The sequence below is a fragment of the Pseudoalteromonas sp. SR41-8 genome (genome assembly GCF_014163915.1).
In the GTDB taxonomy this organism is placed as follows: Bacteria; Pseudomonadota; Gammaproteobacteria; order Enterobacterales; family Alteromonadaceae; genus Pseudoalteromonas; species Pseudoalteromonas rhizosphaerae.
The window spans coordinates 1-19,362 of record NZ_JACJEE010000043.1 but is presented as its reverse complement, the minus strand read 5'-3'; the positions used below and the strand labels follow the sequence as shown (position 1 = coordinate 19,362).

Sequence of the window (19,362 nt, the reverse complement as noted above, 5' to 3'; positions counted from 1 at the left end):
GTATACCCGAATTAATCACCAAGCGATATTAGCTATTTACAATGGCATCAAACATAATATTATTTTTTACTTTCAATATATTGAATAAGCTCAACTTCAGGCATCGGTTTAGCGTACATAAAACCTTGCACTTCATCACAACCCAATTGCTTAAGAAAATCAGCTTGTGCTTGTGTTTCAACACCTTCTGCAATCGTTTTTAATCCGAGCTGCGCGCCAAGAGCTATAACCAGCTTGGCAATTGCGCCGCTGTCTTTTTCGGGTAAGTCTTTGACAAATGCACGATCTATTTTCAACCTATCCAACGGTAACTTTTGCAAATAACTCAGTGATGAAAAACCAGTACCAAAATCATCTATCGCCACTTCAATACCAAACTCTTTTAGATCTTGCAGTGTTTCAATCACCATCGAGAGATCATCCATCACCACACTTTCGGTAACTTCTAATTCAATATTTTTTGGGTTTACCTGATATTTTCGCAAAGTATCTTTGACTTGTTGTGCGTAGCCTTTAACCTTAAATTGCGGTACCGACACATTGACCGCAATACAAATTTCAACACCTTGAGCCTCAAGACGTTTTTGCTGCTGACAAGCCTGCTCCAATACCCATTGACCAATCTCAACAATTAGCCCTGCATCTTCAGCAAGTGGCACAAAAACCGCGGGGGAAATATAGTTACCTTGTCCCGACGGCCAACGTAGTAATGCTTCGCAGCCTTTTAATGACAAATCACTAAACGCCAATTGCGGTTGATACCAGACTTCCAATTTATTATTTTCAAAGTCTTGGCGAAGCTGGCGAATAATCCCTAATCGCCAAGCCATTTGCTCTTCCATATCGGGAGTGTAACAAACAGCATTCCCCTGATTACCTTTTTTAGCGTGATTGAGTGCGATATACGCAAGCTTAAGTGTTTCAATACCTGTGGTTTGAAAGTCCTGTTGCTCGCACAAACCAATTTTAAAATTAACCGGTAACAAATGCTCTGCTGCTGCAAACGGCAAACTTAAATTTTCACTTAATTCGTTTAAATCAAATCCATCGCGCTTAATTAAAAAACCAAATACATCTGCACCAATCCGTGACAGCAACTTAGCACTTGGGTATTCTTGCTTGAGCCGTTCAACGATTGAAGTAAGCAAGTGATTACCCACCTCTTGACCCAGGCCATTATTGATATCTGAAAAGTGTGCAACATCTATTAGAATAAATATATACTCGTTACTATTTAACCGATGATACTTTTCAATTTGTTCAATAAAATCAGTTCTATTGGCAAGACCTGTTAACACATCTTTGTAGGCTGCATCTCTGAGTTTATTAAAAAGTCTGACGTTATCTAAGCCTACACTGACGTTTGTTAAGAAAATTTCAGCAAATTGCAATTGTGTTAAGCTTGGTTGGCTAACGTACTCTAAGTAAATAGCAGCCTGACGATTTTTACTTTTCAATAAAAACGTAGTGTCGTGCTCAGTGTGCTGATGTTCGCCAAACTCAAAACAATTTTGCACTTGCAAAATAATCCGCCCATCATCAAGTTGTTCTACACCTTGGCCAATAAAAGCACTAAACTCAGCACAACCACCCAACACTTGAACCTGATAGCTATCATCCAGACTGCCACACACAACCCCCCTTGGCGCACAATCTAAAATTACCGAGAGCTGCTTAATCACCGCCATAGTAAATGCTTTAATGTCGGTAAAACCTAAAATAGCCTTTGAGGCTAACAGAATATTATTTAACGCTTTGCTTTGATATTCAAGTTGGCAAACTTGTTCGTATGAGCGAATAGCTGTAACTAACGAGGTAACTAGCTTACTGCGGGTAAGTTCGGTTTTAGTTTTATAATCATTGATATCATATTCTCGGATCACTCGCTCTTCAGGCGCATATCCGGGCTGACCCGTTCGTAAGATAATTCGTACGTTATGGTTTTTCAGCGTATCGCGTACCTCTTTAACTACTTTTAAGCCTGCATCATCGGATTCCATGACTACATCTAACAGTAATACCGACACATTATTAGTATTAGCTAACACTTCAACTGCTTCAGCGCCAGAATAAGCATGATGAAAACGCAGTGTTCTTCCCCAAAACTCAACGCCTGAGAGCGCTAGTTCTGTTACAGTGTGAATTTCAGGATCATCATCAACAATCAGAACATCCCAGTAATCTTTGGGCGCAACTTCTTCATGAGGCTCGTCTTCATGGTTGAAAAACAAAAAATCATTGTGTTCTGACGTCATTCCAAATCCTTTAAATTCAAATATTGCGCGCCATCATTTAATATTAAGACAATTCATTATTGACTAATAAGTTATCACTATTTAACTTATGATACAGTATTAATGTCGATGATTAATGAATATTGGTTTACAGATTATAGTCGATATTCAGCACCTTGCTGTGCGATAGTAGAATTTATAATTTAAGGAACAGCCATTAATATTTTACCCAGAATTACTAAATTTATTTTTCTGATTACTTTGATTTTACTGGTAATTGGACTGCTATTACCACAACAATACCAAGTCCAAAAGAGCATTAAAATTCATGCTCCGCAAACAGATATCACCCCGTTGCTTAGTGATTTTACCAAGTGGACTAGCTGGTCACCTTGGCAAAAAGTAGATCCAAGTATTGTTTTCACTATTGGAGAGCCTAGTTCTGGCGTGGGTGCTCATCAGTTTTGGCAAAGTAGCTGGGGAGTAGGTGAAATGACGATTACCAATATAAGCAGCACTAAAATCAATTTTAATATTCTCTTTAATGAAGAACATATTATTAAAGGTGTGATCTCTTTTTCACCTCTAGCTAATGGAAATCAAGTAACATGCTCACTAGATGGCGAAGTTACTACTTCGATTCTAGGTGGCTATTTGGCGCTATTTAGCCAATATATTTTGGCAAATACGGTGAAACTTGGACTTAATAATTTAAAAACTACTGCGCAGCTGCAAACAGCAACACACAGCGAGAAGATCGATGACGATTCAAACAGCCCAAGCAAAAATTAACCTTGCTCATATAATTGAAATTAAACTAGGTTACTCGATGAGTAAAACCAGTTCGACTCGCCTTACCAGTGCCAGTGATGATAGTTATGGTCCACAAGGGCAAAGTAAACTGCCCTATCAAGTCAATAGTGATAACTCAACGCTCAATAGAGCCCAACATCGCCAACAATTACTACTTATCAAACAACAACAAAATATTGAAGCGATTATGGCTATGGCTATGGATTTTTGCCCCGACGTAACTAGTAAAGGGCAACCTGACAGTGATTGGGTCGAACGCTTTATTGCACTATGTGAAGATACTTCAAACGAATCAATGCAAAAACTGTGGGCAAAAATTTTAGCGGGAGAAACTGTATCACCGGGAACATTTTCAATTAAAAGCTTACAAACACTTAAGCAGATGACCCAGCGCGAAGCGGATGCACTACAAAAATGTACCGCAATTTGTGGCTATAATGAAAAAGATAATAGCCATTTAATTTTATTAGGCTTTTATAAAAAACCTTCGCTATTTGATTTGCTACGCAAAGGCAATAAAGTATCGTTTAACTTAGGTAAAGCTGGGATCAGTTTTCCTGATGTATTAACTTTGATGGATATTGGCCTAATCTACCGTAAAGAAATTGAATCTGCAGCGCTTAAGGCTGGCCAAGAAATGAATCTGACATTTTTAACCCAACGGGTCGTACTCAAACCAAAAAATAACGATTTAGTGCTCAGTTACTATAAATTTACGCAAACGGGTGATGAACTTAGAAAATTGATTAACACGCCAGTTAATAAGGCTTATAAGCAATTGTTAAGCAGTGCACTTGAGGAAGAGTTTGAAGTAGCGTGGCACGCAATTAAATAACGGTACCACGCCAAAGCAAACAAATTAGAAGTGAATTTGTATGCCTGCAAATGGACCTGATGCATCAATATTAGTATATAGATTATCAATATCATCAAGCTCTAGCGTCATTTGACGGTAACCCGCTTTGATATCTAAATCTACCGCTAAGTTGTCAAGTAAAGCCCATGCAATACCCGCTTGGTAGTCTTGTACTTTACTATCATCGATAGCAAGTAAGCTACCTTCAAAGAAAACACTTAAACCCGTTAACGGTAAGCCTACTTCAGCACGACCATAAACTAATGGCACAAAACCTGAAAAATCCACAGTTTCTGTTGTTGCTTTACCATTTGCTGTACCAGTAACAACAATATCGCCATCAAACTGCTTAGCATTTACACCTAAATCGATAGATAATAAGTCATTATCAAATATCTCATAGTATAAAATATAATCAACGTGTGATAAGTCGCTGATCGTAGTTGCTGTGGTATTGGTTGTAAATGAAGTACCACCAAACTCAAACGTCTCATTAAGCAAGGTTGAGCCATTTAACTCAAGCTCGGTATACTTTAACTTTATATTTGGCACTAATGGAATTGGATGCTCAAGCGCTGCGTAGTAGCTGATGAAGGTTTCATCTTCAAAATTAAAGTCTTGCATATTACCGCTATCTGAAAAGCTACCTGAATTATCAGATTGCCAGCCATCAACACCAACATATAAACCTAAAAGGGTGTCAGCGTGAGCCGCTGGAGCCAAAAATGCCATCGAAAGGGCAGCGGCTAAACAGTACTTTTTCATGTGTTATCCTTGCGCTAAAAGTTCGCTAAGTTCAATAAGAGCCGCATTGGCTCGTGAAATATAATTTGCCATTACTAATGAATGATTAGCAACAAAACCAAAACCATTACCATTTAAAATCACCGGACTCCAAACAGTCTCTTGGGTTGCTTCAAGCTCACGTATAATTTGTTGTAAGCTCACACGTGCATTCTTTTTCTCTAATACATCAGCAAAGTCATATTCTACCGCTTGCAAAAAATGTAATAAAGCCCAAGTTGCACCGCGTGACTCATAAAACACGTCATCTATTTCCCACCAAGAGGTTTTTATCTGATTTTGTAATGGTGCATAAGTCGCTTGATGTGCTTCTTTGTCACCGGCTAAATCAGTATTTAACCGATCTTGACCAACACTGGCACTTAACCGCTGACTTAAACTACCAAGGCGTTTTTCGGCTTCTTTTAACCAGCCTCGTAGGTTATCTGCCCGCGCATAAAACTGACTGTCACGGCTGTTTTGGTCAGCGATTTGAGTACGATACACAATTAATAAATCAATGCCTTTTTGGTATTCACTCTCGGCACTTGGCCACGCCCATGCTTCTGAACTAATATTAAATTGGGGCTGGGCTTTTTTTAGAGCTTCATGTTCGGTCGATTGCGACTGAGAACGGCTAAAGTCTTTACGCATTGATAGCGCCAAATCGCGCGTCATTTCTAATGCGCCATATTCCCAAGCAGGCATATTATCCATAAGAATACTCGGAGGTATTACATCATTTGATAAATAGCCACCAGGTTTATTCAATAATGTGCTGGCAACATTAATCAAAGCCGTAGTTGTTGTGTAACCTGTTACTAGTTTTTCGCCACGCTGCTGCGCATCCTGTTTAGCTTGCGTGATCACATTTACGCGGCTTGGCTCAACACTCCAATACACAGATACGGCATAAAATAAAATAAAAACTAATATTAGCCCTGCTATAATTTTCCCTTTATGTTGTGACATTTAATCTCCTAGTGATGTGTATGGTGCTGTTCAGATTGTGATACTTGCTCAACTTGGCTTTCTAATGAAACCACGGTAGCTTGAGTAAATACACGATCTCCATTGCTAAAATATAGCGTGAGTTTGAGCTCTTGCCCTATTTTTAACGGCTCTTTTGGTTCAAAAACCATTAAATGATAACTGCCTGGTTTAAAATCTAGCTGTTGATGTGCTTTGATCTCTAACGCATCTACTTTTTGCATTTTCATCATACCATTAACATGCTGATGTTCATGTACTTCAACTCGTCCTAAGCTCTCAAGGCTAGCCTTAGTTAATGTCACTGCTGCATCACCATGATTAACAAGCGTTAAATAACCAACACTAGATTGACTGCCAGGTAAAAAAATCCTTACTTGGGCATTGCTAACTACAATATCACTTGCTGTATCATGTTGATGCTCTGCATGGGCAAATAGCACTGGAGAGTATAGGCCTACAGCTAAAAAAGCCGCTGTGAAGATAGTTAGTAATGGCTTAAGAGTCATTTCGATCCTTGTTATAATAATCACTTTAAGTGCTAAATTTAGCATATTTGCGAAAAAATAGTCAGCTAAATTAGCATTTAAGGTAACCTCTGTGTGGCAAGCTATGCGACCTTTTTATTATCCGCGACTAACCAACACAGAAAAACAATCAGCAGTAGCGGCCATGCGATCATCACAGAACCAAACAACAAAGCCAGCATCACGCCGACTCCTATTATTAGACCTGCGCCAATCAAACCAACACTAACCAGCGCAATAATGGCAATAACGACCACCACAGCGACTAATGCACCAAATAATTCAATGCCAACCCAACTCAAGTCAGCAATCCACAAAGGGAGCTGCCATGAGTCAAACTGCATTATCTCAAATGGACTAGAAGCGATAAACAATGCTGCTAGCAGACACAGTGCAATAATTTTCATGGCGCTCTCCTAATAAACCTTGTTGTCTAAAGAACAATGTGCAATTAAATAACCCGCACCTATAAATAGTGGGAACTGAATAAACAGTACAATAGTTGCTAATCGAGTTGCCCAAATCGGAAAGTCAAACCGACGCGCTAAGCCACTACATACTCCCGATATTTTTTTATTTAATGGATCTTTACTCCATTGAGTATTGTTATTAAATGTATTCATTTTTATAACTCCTAAGCCGACTGTTTTACTTTAGCTTTAAGTGCTGCAAGCTCTTTATCCAAGGCTTCGTCTTTAACAAGCGCATCAATTTGCATTGCCGTGTCTGATTGATTAGCTGCAGCCATTTCGTATGCTTCCACTTGTGATTCAATTGACTCAACTCGGCGCTCAATCACATCAAAACGCGACAGTGCATGTGCCACTTTATCGCTATGTAACTGTTGATTAACTCGTACTCGTGCATTTAAAACACTATGCACCTGAGTTAAGCTCTGCCGCTTTGCTTTGGCAGCACTAAGTTTGTCTTGTAAACGCTGTGCATCGTCAGCTAACTTGGCCATTGAATCGGTTAATTTAACGAGCTCAGGTTCAACAGCTGCCATATCAGCGGCTACACGCTGCTTTTCTTTTAATGCGGCTGTGGCTAAATCATCTCGACCTTTACTGACGGCTATTTCGGCTTTTTCTTGCCATTGTGCTATGGATGTTAACTTATCGCTTTGCTGGCGTTTCAATGCTTTTTCTTCACACAAAATCGCTGCAGCGGTAGTACGGCACTCATTCAGAGCTTGTTGCATCTCGATAATAAGTAAATTAAGTAGTTTTGCTGGATCCTCTGCCTTATCAAGCACAGCGACCAAGTTTGATTGAATTAGATCATTAACACGATTCATTAGGCCCATGATTTTCTCCTGTTGATTATGGGTGATTACACCAAGGAGATTCCAAGACTTATGCCATGTCGTTAGAAAAACAACTAAAACAATAAATAACAATAGGATAGAAAGATAACGTCAATTTAAAAGTGACGTTTAGCTGAATTAAAATACGTTAAATTAACTAAAAAAGTGATATTTTGACTAAATTTTAGGATCAAAAAAAGCCACTAAAAAGTGGCTTTCAAGATTAAAATTTCAGCTATTCAGGCACAAAACTTAATGCTTTATCCATCACGGATAAATCGGCTTGCTTACCATGGCCGTTTTCAGATAAATGACGTCTAAATCCTCGCGCCCCTGGTTGGCCTTGGAAAATACCCAACATATGGCGAGCTATATGCCAAAAGTTAGCGCCTTGGCGCATTTCATCTTCAATATAACCATACATTGAACGCACCACGTCATGACGCGATAATGTACACGCAGTATCACCGTAAATTTTCTCGTCCACTTCACTTAATATAAATGGATTACTATACGCTTCACGACCGATCATAACGCCATCAAGATGCGCTAAATGAGCAAGACTATCAGCGATGGTATTAACCCCACCATTTAAGCTTAAATCAAGCTGTGGGTAATCTTTTTTCAGTTGATAAACACGCGGATAATCAAGTGGTGGAACTTCACGGTTTTCTTTCGGACTTAATCCCTTTAGCCATGCTTTACGGGCGTGAATAATAAAGTCATCACAGCCAACCTTATGACTCGCTTCGATCAGCGCACATAAAAACTCATATGAATCCTGCTCATCAATACCAATGCGTGTTTTCACCGTAACAGGAATAGTAACCTCCGCCTTCATTGCTGCAATACAATCAGCAACAAGCTGCGGCTCGCCCATTAAACACGCACCAAAGCGGCCATTTTGCACTCGATCCGAAGGGCAACCAACATTTAGGTTTACTTCATCATAACCACGTTCAGCAGCCAGTTTTGCACACTTTGCCAAAGCTTCAGGATCAGAGCCACCTAATTGCAAAGCAACGGGGTTTTCATGTGTATTAAAGTGTAGATAATCACCACGCCCAAATAAAATTGCACCGGTTGTTACCATTTCGGTGTAAAGCACCGCATGCTTGGTCATTTTACGATGAAAAGTACGGCAATGGCGGTCTGTCCAATCAAGCATGGGTGCCACAGAAAAACGTCTATTCAAAGTAAAATCCTCAGATGATATATAAGTATAAGGGTTATTCCCTCATTGGAAGGCACTATATTTTACACAAATCAAAGCCGAGCTTCAATCGTAAGCAAGTTGTTGTTTGTCGGTAGCAGAGATTGAGTTGTTTAACGCAGCTACAAAAATGTACACTGCGCTTTTGATAACATACTTAAAACGATTTTGTTAGATTATCAAATTGCTGGCCTTGCACTGTAATGGTGGTTTTTTCTAAGCTTATATAATCATTTTTTTGCTTGGGGTTAACCAAACGTGCTGCGACTTCAAATTTAGCAACTTTAGCTTCGCTATTTAGCTCAAGTATTTTTAAAGATGAATGAGTATCATGCTTAGCTGACTGCACATAATATTCACCAGCCCAACTGGCATCAAACACTAAATTAGGCGCATTTTTAGCGGAAGATTCAATAAACACTCCCTCTTTAATTTCGTCTCGTAATAAAGTAACTGTGTAATGATCTCCTCCCGTATGACCGAAATATACGGTAACAGCATGATTGTCATTATGGCTAAAATCATAGTCAGTAACTTGAATAACCTTCATTTCGCTTTGAGGCGGTTCAACGCAGGCCGTTAATCCCAAAACAAGAAAACCGCATAAAATAATCTTTTTTAATAACATTTTTCATTCCTTAAATTTTATTACGTTATACTTAATCTAGATAATTCTAAGCAACAATTCAAAATTTTATATGACAATAGCTATTTAACAGCAATACACAGCCTTTATGTAAATACTTGTAAGCCAAAATAGTGGGCTATCCCGTCGAGTATATTTGTCACGGCAACTGATGAAAGGATCAAACCCATGATCCGGCTGATGATACTCGCACCGCTGTCACCAATTAATTTGTGAACATGGGTTGCCAACAGTAACAGCACAAGTACCACAACAAGAACAGCTAACATCATTGATGAAGTAATTAACTGCTCAACCCACGTGTATTCAGTGTTACGAGTCATCAAAACAGCGCCAAGCATCGCACCTGGACTGGCGATTGATGGAATAGCTAAAGGGAAAATGGCCGTTTCAGTGCTATCACGTACACTTTTAATTTCCATTTCTGGTTTACTTTCACCAAAGATCATAGACAAAGCGAACAGCAATAACACGATACCACCTGCGATTTGAAACGCTGACAAGGGGATATTGATAGCATTTAAAAGCAGCTCCCCAGCGACAACAAAAAACAATAGTACCCCAGCAGACACCAGAACAGCTTTCAACGCGACTTTACGTTTGAATTTGTCACTATCACCGCGTGTTAAGGCTATAAAAACAGGCACAGTACCGATTGGATCAATAACCGCAAAAAAGAAAATAAATACCGCTAATAATTCATTCATTGTTGGCCTTCCTAGAATAAAACTGTCTAATAAAAACGCTGCAACTACAATACAGTATGTTAGTATATCACGGTAGCGTAAGGATAAGAGAAGATGAAAATAGAATCACTCGTTAGTAAAGCCAAACAAGTGTGTGACAATCGCGGTGCGCGATTCACTCCAATTCGTGAAAAAGTATTTCGCCTATTAGCAAGTGCGCAAGGCGGAGTGGGCGCTTATGATTTATTAGAGCAACTAAAACTCACTGAATCAGGAGCAAAACCAGCCACAATTTACCGTGCCTTAGACTTTTTAGCTGAATTAGGTTTTATTCACAAAATTGAAAGTACTAACGCATTTATGTTGTGTCATCATTTTGATCATATCCACCCTGTACAACTGTTGATATGCGATAGTTGTGGTTTTGTCAAAGAGCTACACTCTAGCGTGATTTCGCATGAACTTAATAGTCTTGCTGCTGAGAGTGGTTTCGTCGTATCGGGGCAAACTATTGAAGCCCATGGTAGATGTGGAAATTGTAAAGAATAATTAAGTGCAGAGCTAAAATAACTCACTACACTTTAACGTATAACCGCAGTTAAACTGCTAAATTCGAGGGATAAACAATAATGAATGTAGAGTTCGTCAATCCTTTTTTATCATCTTTATTAAATGTGCTCAGCACAATGGCGCAAACCGAACTAAAACCGGGTAAGCCGAAAATAAAAAAAGATGAAGTTGCCTGTGGCGACGTTTCGGGATTAATTGGCATGGTAGGACCGCAAACTAAAGGTTCATTTTCGATCACTTTTGATGAGAGCCTTGCCCTGACTATTATGGAAAGAATGCTAGGTGAACGCCCTGATTCGATCAATGAAGAAGTAACCGATATGGTTGGTGAAATTACCAATATGGTCACTGGTGGGGCAAAAAATTTACTTGGTGAAAAAGGCTATGACTTTAATATGGCTACACCAATCGTTGTGTCTGGTAAAGGTCATACCATAACTCATAAAAGTGAAGGGGCAAAAATATTGATCCCATTTACCTCTGATGCCGGTAATGCCAATATTGAAGTTAGTTTCGATAAAATATGAGCTGGTTGCAAAAACAACTACTTTTAAAGCCTCGCTCTCGAGGCTTTCATATTATTGATAGCGAAATACTCAGCCAACTCCCTGAGATTTCCGATTACCAAATTGGCTTATTACACCTTTTTATACAGCATACCTCAGCCAGCTTAACGATTAATGAAAATGCTGATCCGACAGTACGTATGGATATGGAAAGTCACTTCAATAAATTTGTTCCCGAGCGCCAACCTTATTATCGTCATGATTACGAAGGTGATGATGATATGCCTGCGCATATAAAAACGAGTACCTTAGGCTGCGAGCTAACGATTCCAATTAGCCAAGGACGTTTACAGCTTGGTACATGGCAAGGGATCTATTTAGGCGAACATCGTGATCATGGCGGCGCAAGACGTATTATTGCAACGCTGCAAGGGCAAGTTTAAATAAAACTATTTAAATTGAAGTACTAAATAAATTGGATATGTGCTTTAAGCAATAACTGCTTGTCAATCAAACTTGGGTGGGTATTCATTTTGAAAAGATTGGAGCGGTACACGAGGCTCGAACTCGTGACCTCGACCTTGGCAAGGTCGCGCTCTACCAACTGAGCTAGTACCGCATAATATTTTCACTTTAAACTTACTCTAATTTCTTTGGTTAGAAATTGGAGCGGCACACGAGGCTCGAACTCGTGACCTCGACCTTGGCAAGGTCGCGCTCTACCAACTGAGCTAGTGCCGCATTTTAAAATAGTCAGTAATTTGTCCGTTGGTGCGCGACAAGTCGCGGTAAAACGTTCTGGCAACTGAGCTAGTGCCGCATTATAATTTTTAGGTTATAGGTTCTAAAAAAGTTTATAGCTTTTAATTTGAAACTTGCTGCAATTTCTTTGGTGAGAAATTGGAGCGGCACACGAGGCTCGAACTCGTGACCTCGACCTTGGCAAGGTCGCGCTCTACCAACTGAGCTAGTGCCGCATTCAAAATAGTCAGTAATTTTTCCGTTGGTCCGCGACAGGTCGCGGTGAACGTTCCGGCAACTGAACTAGTGCCGCATTCAAATTGCTCAAGCACACTAACCCCGCGGGGGTTATCGTCTTAAGCGGGGCAGGATTCTACAATAATCCGATGTGTTTGCAAGTGTTTTTTACAAATTAAAGAATTTTTCTTGGTAGACTTTTAATTCCATGATGGAATCTTTGATATCATCAAGAGCAAGGTGTGAACCTTTTTTGTGCACTTGTGCTAAAACTTCTGGTTTCCAGCGTCTTGCTAGTTCTTTGATAGTGCTTACGTCTAAATTACGATAGTGGAAGTAATCTTCCAGTTCACGCATATATTTATTCATAAAGCGTCTATCTTGGCCTATTGAATTACCACACATAGGCGAAGCGCCTGCAGGAACCCACTGCTTTAAAAATGCCAAAGTTTGTTCAACAGCATCTTGCTCTGTGAATGTGCTCGCTTTACAGCGTGCAGTTAACCCTGACTGACCATGTTGCTTAGTACACCATTCATCCATACCATCAAGCAATTCATCACTTTGATGAATAGCAATAGTTGGCCCTTCAGCCAAGATGTTTAACGCACTGTCGGTGACAACCGTGGCGATTTCGAGTATTTTGTCTGTACTTGGTTCAAGACCTGTCATTTCGAGGTCGAGCCAAATCAGATTTGATTTATGAAAAGACATAATTACCTTGCGGTGCTTTCCTTTAGATCTAACGCATTTAGATATATCATATTAGTATCATCAGTCGACCTAAAGCTTTTTTTTCAAAAAGCACGACATTTAACTAAGTTATGGGCCAAAAGTGGCAAAACAGAAGAAATTAAGTAAAGGTCAATCCCGTAGGATTAAGGCCAATCACCAAAAACGCTTGTCTAATGCAGATTCTGCGCCAACCACTAACAAGGTTGAGCAATGGCAAACTGACAATTTAGGTGCGCCTGAAAATGCCGTGGTGATCAGTCGGTTTGGTCAACATGCCGATATTGAAACTGATAACGGAGATGTTTTGCGCTGCAATATTCGCCGTACCGTTAAAGGTATTGTTTGCGGAGACGAAGTGCAATTTCGCCGCGCAAAAGTCAGCGAAGGTGATTTAGCTGGCGTTATAGAAGCGATGCATGAACGGCGCTCGCAACTTACTCGCCCTGATTTTTACGACGGTGTAAAAGTCATAGCCGCCAACATTGACCAGATTTTGATGGTCTCTGCGGTACTACCAGAGTTTACCCCCAGTATTATCGACCGCTATTTAATTGCCTGCGAAGATATGGGCATTGAGCCTATTTTAGTGCTCAATAAAATAGATTTAATTGATGAGCCTGGGCTTGCTAACATCAACAAAATTTTGGATATTTATAGGTCACTTGATTATCAAGTATTACTAGTAAGTAATAAAACCGGTTACGGTATTGATGCACTCAAAGAAACCTTAATTGATAAAAATAGTATTTTTGTTGGTCAAAGTGGTGTGGGGAAATCAACTTTAGTTAACACTGTTTTACCTGATGCCGAAATACTGACCAAAGAGGTCTCTGAAAATAGTGGCCTTGGCCAACACACAACAACTGTGTCACGACTTCATCACTTACCTTCAGGCGGTAACTTAATTGATTCCCCTGGTATTCGTGAATTTGGCTTGTGGCACTTAGATGTAGAGCGTGTTACTTGGTGCTTTAAAGAGTTTCGCAAGTTTATTGGCGGTTGCCGCTTTAGAGACTGTAAACATTTAAATGATCCAGGCTGTATAATTCGCCAAGCAATCGATGATGGTGATATTTCACAGCTACGTTTTGATAGCTACCATAGAATTTTAGAAACAATGGCCGATGGCCGAGCGGGTGCTCGTGCTCCACGCGTATAATTTTTTAGGAAAAAACTTGTGAGTTTAGACAAATTCAAAATCGCAATGCAGTACGCAATGCCAAAACATTTTGTATCCCGTATGGTAGGCAAGTTAGCTGCAGCTAAAGCAGGTGCACTAACAACTACTTTAATTAAATTGTTTATTAAACAATATAAAATTGATATGAATGAAGCGCAATATAGCGACCCAGCTCACTATAAAACGTTTAATGAGTTTTTTACTCGTCCTTTAAAAGAAGGCGTTCGGCCATTAACCACTGAAGATGACATCATTACTCACCCTGTAGATGGTGCCATCAGTCAATTAGGCCCAATTGTTGAAGGCCAGCTTATTCAAGCTAAAAATCACAACTATAGCTTACAAGCTTTACTTGGCGGCTCAGAGCAAGATACAGCGCCATTTTTAGGCGGCGACTTTGCAACGATTTACTTAGCGCCAAAAGATTATCATCGTATTCATATGCCGATTGATGGCACCTTGAGTAAAATGATTTACGTCCCCGGTGATTTATTTTCAGTAAACCCACTTACCGCGCAAAATGTACCTAATCTATTCGCTCGTAACGAACGCGTAGTAGCCATTTTTGAGACTGAAATTGGCCCGCTTGCTATGGTATTAGTGGGTGCAACAATTGTTGCCAGTATCGAAACTATTTGGGCCGGTACAGTTACACCACCAGCAGGTAAAGATGTATTTAGCTGGAACTACAAAACCTCAGGTGAAAATGCAATTACCTTGAAAAAGGGTGAAGAGATGGGTCGCTTTAAATTAGGCTCCACGGTTATTTTAGCCTGGGGTGCTAATAAAGCAGATATCTTTGATGATCAAAAACCAGGCACAGTGACTCGCATGGGCACACCGTTTGCTAAAGTTGATGATTGATGATTAATACCTAATTAATAATTAAGTTATAACTCATTTTAATTAAAAACGCGGACCGACTAATGCAGTCATGCCGCGTTTTTTATTTAAGCTCTTTCCCCTGCACACTCAGTACATTCGGGCGCTTTAGTTAATTTAAACTGCTGCTGCGCTAAACTTAGCCCATCAAAACGAATAAACTGACTGCCTTGATGATGGCCCAGCAAGATATTAACTGCCAACAGTGCTTGCATCGAGCCAATAACACCTAACAACGGACTAAGCACGCCCGCGTTACTGCAATTAAGCGCCTGCTGTTGCGGTTGTGCTCCAAATATACACCCGTAACAAGGGCTCTGTGGCTGGCGAAAATCAAAACACATCAGCTGCCCTTCACTCGCTATTGCCGCCCCCGACACCAGTGGAATACCCAGTGCCAAGCATTGCTGGTTTACTACATAGCGAGTGCTGAAGTTATCGCTGCAATCAAGTACTAAGGTTGCGCCAGTAAAAACTTGCTCAGCATTTTCAGTGGTTAATTTTGCACTTACGGTGTTGATCTTGATTTGATTATTTAAGCTGCTTAATACTTTGCCCGCAGCGCTGACCTTATCTTGCCCTAAATGATTTACTTTATAGAGCACTTGGCGCTGTAAATTTGAAAGCTCAACCTTATCATCATCTAACAAGCTTAATTCGCCAATGCCAGCCGCAGCTAAATACAGTAATGCGGGGCTGCCTAACCCCCCCGCTCCAATTACCACAACGTGAGCGGCTTTGAGCTTTAACTGCCCTTCAAAGCCGACTTCTTTAAGCATTAAATGACGACTGTAACGTAACTGCTCTTTGTCAGATAAAGATCCTTTTATTGCCTCACTCATTGCTATTAATAGCCATTTGTAAATCGGCAATCGCCTGTTGATAGTCACTTGCTTCACTAATAGCCCTAACAACAGCTACACTGCCAACACCGGTTGCAGCAACCTCGCCCGCTCGTGATAAATCAATGCCACCAATAGCTACCATTGGGTAATCACTCATTAACGGCACAAAATGCTTTAACTTTTCAAGCCCTTGAATTTGCCCTGTCATATCTTTGGTCGTGGTTGGGTAAATAGCGCCAAACGCCATATAACTCGGGCGGTAATTATGAGCGCGCAGCATTTCATAAAAACCATGGGTCGAAATCCCCAAACGCATGCCCGACTCTTTAATGGCCACCAGATTAGCCTCAAGTAAATCTTCTTGACCTAAATGCACACCATAGGCGCCATGTTTGATTGCCAGCTGCCAATGATCGTTGATATACACATTGCCATCGTACTTTTTACCAAGTGTGACCGCCGCAGCAATAGCGTGTTCAAGCTCTTCTTCGCTGGCGTTTTTCATTCTAAGTTGTACAGTTTTAACGCCTTGCGCTAAGCACTTTTCTAACCAATCGAGACTATCAACCACCGCATATAAACCAAGCTGTTTGTTTTCACACTCAGTAAAACCTGCCGCCATAGTAAATTCGTTTGGTTGTTCAAAATCCAGCTCATCACCCAGCCAACTGCCCGCTTCAATGACTTGTGGGTAATCATCAAGATTATCGGGAAAGCTCGTTTGTGCCACAGGGCCAATTCCTTCACCATAACGAACCGCAGCTTTTAAGCCTTGATTTATATAGGCTTTGGCTAAAATAAAGGCATCTTTAAGCGGGTAACCTTTCGCTAAACACGCTGCAATCACTGACGCCATACTACAACCGGTACCATGGCTGTGCGGCGTTTGAATTTTTTCGTTACCAAGCCAATATTCATTACTGCCATAAGAGCTGGCATCACTGCAGTAATCAATGCAATATCCGCTTGGATAATCCCAATGGCCACCTTTGATCAGCACCGCTTTTGCGCCCCAGCTTTGCAGCTTAGCCGCAGCCTCGATCACCGCACTGGGACCAATTAAATATATCCCAGTGAGCAACTGCGTTTCATGGGTATTCGGAGTGATCACATCCACCAGCGGCAATAAGCATTCTTTAATTGCGCTAACGGTATCTTCTTCTGTCAGTAAGTCACCACTGCTAGCAATGGCCACCGGATCATATACAACCAAAGGCGCAACCGGCCAAGTGGCTTTATAATGTTTTAGATGCTCACTGATCAATTGAATTTGCTGCACATTGGCAAGCATACCAATTTTAATAACACGGGCTTTCATGTCGCTTTCAAGGGCGAGTAATTGCGACTCAATAACATCGGTTGAAATCGGGTTAAGTGCTTCAACGCCTAGGCTGTTTTGCGCAGTCAATGCGGTGATCGCTGTACAACCATGGACGCCAAAACTTTGCATCGCTTTAATATCCGCCTGAATACCTGCACCACCACCAGAGTCAGAGCCAGCAATTGTCCAAACAACATGATTCATAGTTACGTATTTCCTAATTTTTTGCTTCATTTATTACTGTTGATGCCAAAATGGCATACCCATAGTGGGCGTAGATGGCGCAGCGACGTCTTTTTCTGGCATCGCCTTTGCTCGGTAAGCAAAACGACCCGCATCAACGGCTGCTTTAAATGCATGACTCATGGTAACAGGGCAGCCCGCCCCTGCAATAGCCGAATTCAATAACACCGCATCATAACCTAATTCAAGCGCTTGGCAGGCGTGTGATGGTAAGCCAAGGCCAGCATCAACAATCAATGTGATATCGGGTAGGCGCTCCCGAATAGTTTTTAAGTTATATTTATTTAACAAGCCCTTACCTGTGCCAATAGGCGCTCCCCACGGCATCAGTACTTCACACCCTGCATCAGCTAAACGCTGACATAACACTAAGTCGTCAGTACAATAAGGTAATACTTTAAAGCCTTCGGCTAATAAAATCTGTGTCGCTTCCAGTAATGCAAATGGATCTGGTTGCAGGTTATAATCATCACCAATCAACTCAAGTTTTATCCAATCGGTAGCAAACACTTCGCGGCACATTTGTGCCAGTGTAATTGCTTCATTGACACTGTGACAGCCTGCAGTATTGGGTAGAATTTTTAAGCCCGTATCTTTGATCAATTGCCAAAAGTCATCTCCTGCGGCGGCACTTTGTTGACGTCGTAATGACACAGTAACAATCTGCGCGCCAGAGGCAACAATCGAATCGGCCATAACCGCAGGTGATGGATAAAGTGCTGAGCCAATTAATAACCGACTAGTGATCTGCTCACCATAAATACTGAAACTATCTGATATTACGCTACTCATATTAGCCACCTTGGATCGGTGACAGTAATTCAATGCTATCGCCTTCGTTAAGTAAGGTAGTATCACATTGACTACGCGGTATAAATTGACCATTAAGCGCCACGGCAAAAGGCTCTTTTGCTGCAAACTGCGTCAAACCTTGGGCTATATTGACGTTATCTGCTAACTCAAAATGTTGACCATTAATTGTTATTTTCATACTTACTTTCATAATAAGCCTTATTTTATCCGTGCAATGGCATCGGCCACTAAACTCGGTGCGAGTAAATAACCATGACGATATAAGCCATTAATGCTGATCACATTTTGCTGCTGGGAAATCTGCGGGCGATTATCACTAAATGCAGGACGCAGGCCGGTTTGAATATTCAACACTCGCGCCTCAGCAAAACCACTGTGTACTGTGTACGCTGCTGACAACAGCTCAAGAGTCGAACGCACAGTGGCAGCCCCCTTATCTTGTGATTCAATTTCTGTCGCGCCAATTACGTATTGATGATTTGGCTTCGGAGCAATATAAATAGGATAACGCGGGTGCATTAACCGCACTGGCCGCGTTAAATTAACCTCAGGGGCGTACAAACGCACTACTTCACCACGCACTCCGCGTAGCTTACACGCTGCGCTTTTAGCGCCAAGGCCACGGCAATCAATAATATAATCAAACGATTGCTGTAGATTTAGCGATGTTACATCAACCTGTTGTGCAAACTTAAAGCTCACATTACGCTGCTTTAGAGTGTTAAAACTAGCTTGATAAAAAGCCTGATTATCAATTTGCCCTTCGCAAGGTAAATACACACCTTGGTTAAAACGCCCTGTAAGCTCTGGCTCTAATTCAGCAATATGTGCCCCTGTTAACTGATGTCCTTGATGTTCAGCTAAAGGCTTTAAACGCTGTATAAAACTTTGTAAGTCACCTTTATCTTGCTGGTGTGCAACCACAAGTGTGCCTTGCTGTTGGAAAAACACCGCTTCATCAAGTTGCGCTAAAATTCTCGGCCAACGCTTTATTGAATCCAGCCCCATCAAGGCCAAGTCTTGCTCGCAGAATACAGATTCAGCCAGTGGTGCAAGCATCGCCGCTGCCACTCTTCCTGCACTATCAAGCGCTTGTTCGTCACCCGCTTCATAAACAGTTACCCGATGCTGTAAACTCAACTCAAGCGCCGTTAAACGCCCCGTTAAACCAAACCCCACCACCGCAATATTGTAAGACATGAGAGTTCCTCAGGTTCTAGGTTCTAGGTTCTAGG

General features: G+C 41.0%; 23 protein-coding genes and 3 tRNA genes. 7 read left to right on the top strand and 19 right to left on the bottom strand.

The features are described from left to right. Positions 1 to 59 precede the first annotated feature (59 nt). Positions 60 to 2,255 carry an EAL domain-containing protein gene (locus H5162_RS19510; protein ID WP_182779325.1) on the bottom strand — a complete coding sequence of 732 codons (2,196 nt, stop codon included), beginning with the start codon at positions 2,253 to 2,255 and terminating at the stop codon, positions 60 to 62. A gap of 240 nt (positions 2,256 to 2,495) precedes the next feature. Here H5162_RS19510 and H5162_RS19505 point away from each other — a divergent pair, with 240 nt between their 5' ends. Then, on the top strand, positions 2,496 to 3,026 hold the full coding sequence (locus H5162_RS19505; protein ID WP_145234678.1) for an SRPBCC family protein: 531 nt from the start codon (positions 2,496 to 2,498) through the stop codon (positions 3,024 to 3,026). Beyond that, entirely contained in the window at positions 2,995 to 3,882 is an 888-nt protein-coding gene (locus tag H5162_RS19500; RefSeq protein ID WP_145234676.1) for a TIGR03899 family protein, read from the top strand. Before H5162_RS19505 ends, H5162_RS19500 begins: the two co-directional genes overlap by 32 nt. A gap of 24 nt (positions 3,883 to 3,906) precedes the next feature. Here the strand turns inward: H5162_RS19500 and H5162_RS19495 are convergent, their stop codons facing one another. From H5162_RS19495 to H5162_RS19455, 9 genes are all read right to left on the bottom strand, one after another. Beyond that, positions 3,907 to 4,668: a TIGR04219 family outer membrane beta-barrel protein gene (locus H5162_RS19495; RefSeq protein ID WP_145234674.1), complete on the bottom strand. Its 762-nt coding sequence runs from the start codon at positions 4,666 to 4,668 to the stop codon at positions 3,907 to 3,909. 3 nt (positions 4,669 to 4,671) lie between these two features. Beyond that, a complete protein-coding gene (locus H5162_RS19490; protein ID WP_145234671.1) occupies positions 4,672 to 5,658 on the bottom strand; it encodes a DUF2333 family protein in 987 nt (328 codons plus the stop codon). Positions 5,659 to 5,666: 8 nt separating this feature from the next. Continuing rightward, positions 5,667 to 6,185 (bottom strand): copper chaperone PCu(A)C, encoded by a 519-nt coding sequence (locus tag H5162_RS19485; RefSeq protein ID WP_145234669.1) that lies wholly within the window; start codon positions 6,183 to 6,185, stop codon positions 5,667 to 5,669. A 101-nt stretch (positions 6,186 to 6,286) separates the two neighbouring features. After that, positions 6,287 to 6,610, bottom strand: a complete 324-nt coding sequence (locus tag H5162_RS19480; RefSeq protein ID WP_145234667.1) for a hypothetical protein — start codon at positions 6,608 to 6,610, stop codon at positions 6,287 to 6,289. 9 nt (positions 6,611 to 6,619) lie between these two features. Further along, entirely contained in the window at positions 6,620 to 6,826 is a 207-nt protein-coding gene (locus H5162_RS19475) for a PspC domain-containing protein (protein ID WP_182779324.1), read from the bottom strand. Positions 6,827 to 6,837: 11 nt separating this feature from the next. After that, positions 6,838 to 7,509, bottom strand: coding sequence for a PspA/IM30 family protein (locus H5162_RS19470; RefSeq protein WP_182735668.1), 672 nt, complete (start codon positions 7,507 to 7,509; stop codon positions 6,838 to 6,840). A gap of 235 nt (positions 7,510 to 7,744) precedes the next feature. Beyond that, a complete protein-coding gene (dusA, locus tag H5162_RS19465) occupies positions 7,745 to 8,704 on the bottom strand; it encodes a tRNA dihydrouridine(20/20a) synthase DusA (RefSeq protein WP_220493312.1) in 960 nt (319 codons plus the stop codon). A 175-nt stretch (positions 8,705 to 8,879) separates the two neighbouring features. After that, positions 8,880 to 9,350, bottom strand: a complete 471-nt coding sequence (locus tag H5162_RS19460; protein ID WP_145234659.1) for an outer membrane lipoprotein-sorting protein — start codon at positions 9,348 to 9,350, stop codon at positions 8,880 to 8,882. A 104-nt stretch (positions 9,351 to 9,454) separates the two neighbouring features. Next, entirely contained in the window at positions 9,455 to 10,075 is a 621-nt protein-coding gene (locus H5162_RS19455) for a MarC family protein (protein ID WP_145234657.1), read from the bottom strand. Positions 10,076 to 10,168: 93 nt separating this feature from the next. Between H5162_RS19455 and H5162_RS19450 the strand changes: the two genes are divergently transcribed. The 3 genes from H5162_RS19450 (at position 10,169) to H5162_RS19440 (ending at position 11,573) form a co-directional block, all read left to right on the top strand. After that, positions 10,169 to 10,603 (top strand): transcriptional repressor, encoded by a 435-nt coding sequence (locus H5162_RS19450; protein WP_145234655.1) that lies wholly within the window; start codon positions 10,169 to 10,171, stop codon positions 10,601 to 10,603. Between the two features lie 80 nt (positions 10,604 to 10,683). Beyond that, entirely contained in the window at positions 10,684 to 11,151 is a 468-nt protein-coding gene (locus H5162_RS19445; protein WP_182779323.1) for a chemotaxis protein CheX, read from the top strand. Next, complete coding sequence (locus H5162_RS19440) at positions 11,148 to 11,573, top strand: secondary thiamine-phosphate synthase enzyme YjbQ (RefSeq protein WP_145234649.1); 426 nt, start codon at positions 11,148 to 11,150, stop codon at positions 11,571 to 11,573. Before H5162_RS19445 ends, H5162_RS19440 begins: the two co-directional genes overlap by 4 nt. Before the next feature lie 100 nt (positions 11,574 to 11,673). Here H5162_RS19440 and H5162_RS19435 read toward each other — a convergent pair. From H5162_RS19435 to orn, 4 genes are all read right to left on the bottom strand, one after another. Then, positions 11,674 to 11,749, bottom strand: a tRNA-Gly gene (locus H5162_RS19435). A 46-nt stretch (positions 11,750 to 11,795) separates the two neighbouring features. Continuing rightward, positions 11,796 to 11,871 (bottom strand) — tRNA-Gly (locus tag H5162_RS19430). A 160-nt stretch (positions 11,872 to 12,031) separates the two neighbouring features. Continuing rightward, a tRNA-Gly gene (locus H5162_RS19425) sits at positions 12,032 to 12,107 on the bottom strand. A gap of 169 nt (positions 12,108 to 12,276) precedes the next feature. After that, positions 12,277 to 12,822, bottom strand: coding sequence for an oligoribonuclease (orn, locus tag H5162_RS19420; protein ID WP_145234646.1), 546 nt, complete (start codon positions 12,820 to 12,822; stop codon positions 12,277 to 12,279). 121 nt (positions 12,823 to 12,943) lie between these two features. Between orn and rsgA the strand changes: the two genes are divergently transcribed. Beyond that, on the top strand, positions 12,944 to 14,002 hold the full coding sequence (rsgA, locus tag H5162_RS19415; RefSeq protein WP_145234644.1) for a small ribosomal subunit biogenesis GTPase RsgA: 1,059 nt from the start codon (positions 12,944 to 12,946) through the stop codon (positions 14,000 to 14,002). A gap of 18 nt (positions 14,003 to 14,020) precedes the next feature. Continuing rightward, positions 14,021 to 14,887: an archaetidylserine decarboxylase gene (gene asd, locus H5162_RS19410; RefSeq protein WP_182779322.1), complete on the top strand. Its 867-nt coding sequence runs from the start codon at positions 14,021 to 14,023 to the stop codon at positions 14,885 to 14,887. An 86-nt stretch (positions 14,888 to 14,973) separates the two neighbouring features. Here asd and H5162_RS19405 read toward each other — a convergent pair whose 3' ends face one another. From H5162_RS19405 to H5162_RS19385, 5 genes are read right to left on the bottom strand one after another with little or no spacing between them, the layout of a single operon-like run. Next, the gene (locus tag H5162_RS19405) at positions 14,974 to 15,747 is read right to left on the bottom strand and encodes a HesA/MoeB/ThiF family protein (RefSeq protein ID WP_182732512.1); all 774 of its coding nucleotides are present in this window, start codon (positions 15,745 to 15,747) and stop codon (positions 14,974 to 14,976) included. Beyond that, entirely contained in the window at positions 15,740 to 17,275 is a 1,536-nt protein-coding gene (gene thiE, locus H5162_RS19400) for a thiamine phosphate synthase (RefSeq protein WP_182779321.1), read from the bottom strand. Before thiE ends, H5162_RS19405 begins: the two co-directional genes overlap by 8 nt. 33 nt (positions 17,276 to 17,308) lie before the next feature. Then, a complete protein-coding gene (locus H5162_RS19395) occupies positions 17,309 to 18,106 on the bottom strand; it encodes a thiazole synthase (RefSeq protein ID WP_182735672.1) in 798 nt (265 codons plus the stop codon). A gap of 1 nt (position 18,107) precedes the next feature. Then, positions 18,108 to 18,305 carry a sulfur carrier protein ThiS gene (gene thiS / locus H5162_RS19390; protein WP_182735680.1) on the bottom strand — a complete coding sequence of 66 codons (198 nt, stop codon included), beginning with the start codon at positions 18,303 to 18,305 and terminating at the stop codon, positions 18,108 to 18,110. A gap of 20 nt (positions 18,306 to 18,325) precedes the next feature. Beyond that, the gene (locus H5162_RS19385) at positions 18,326 to 19,327 is read right to left on the bottom strand and encodes an FAD-dependent oxidoreductase (protein ID WP_182779320.1); all 1,002 of its coding nucleotides are present in this window, start codon (positions 19,325 to 19,327) and stop codon (positions 18,326 to 18,328) included. Between the last annotated feature and the right edge of the window lie 35 nt (positions 19,328 to 19,362).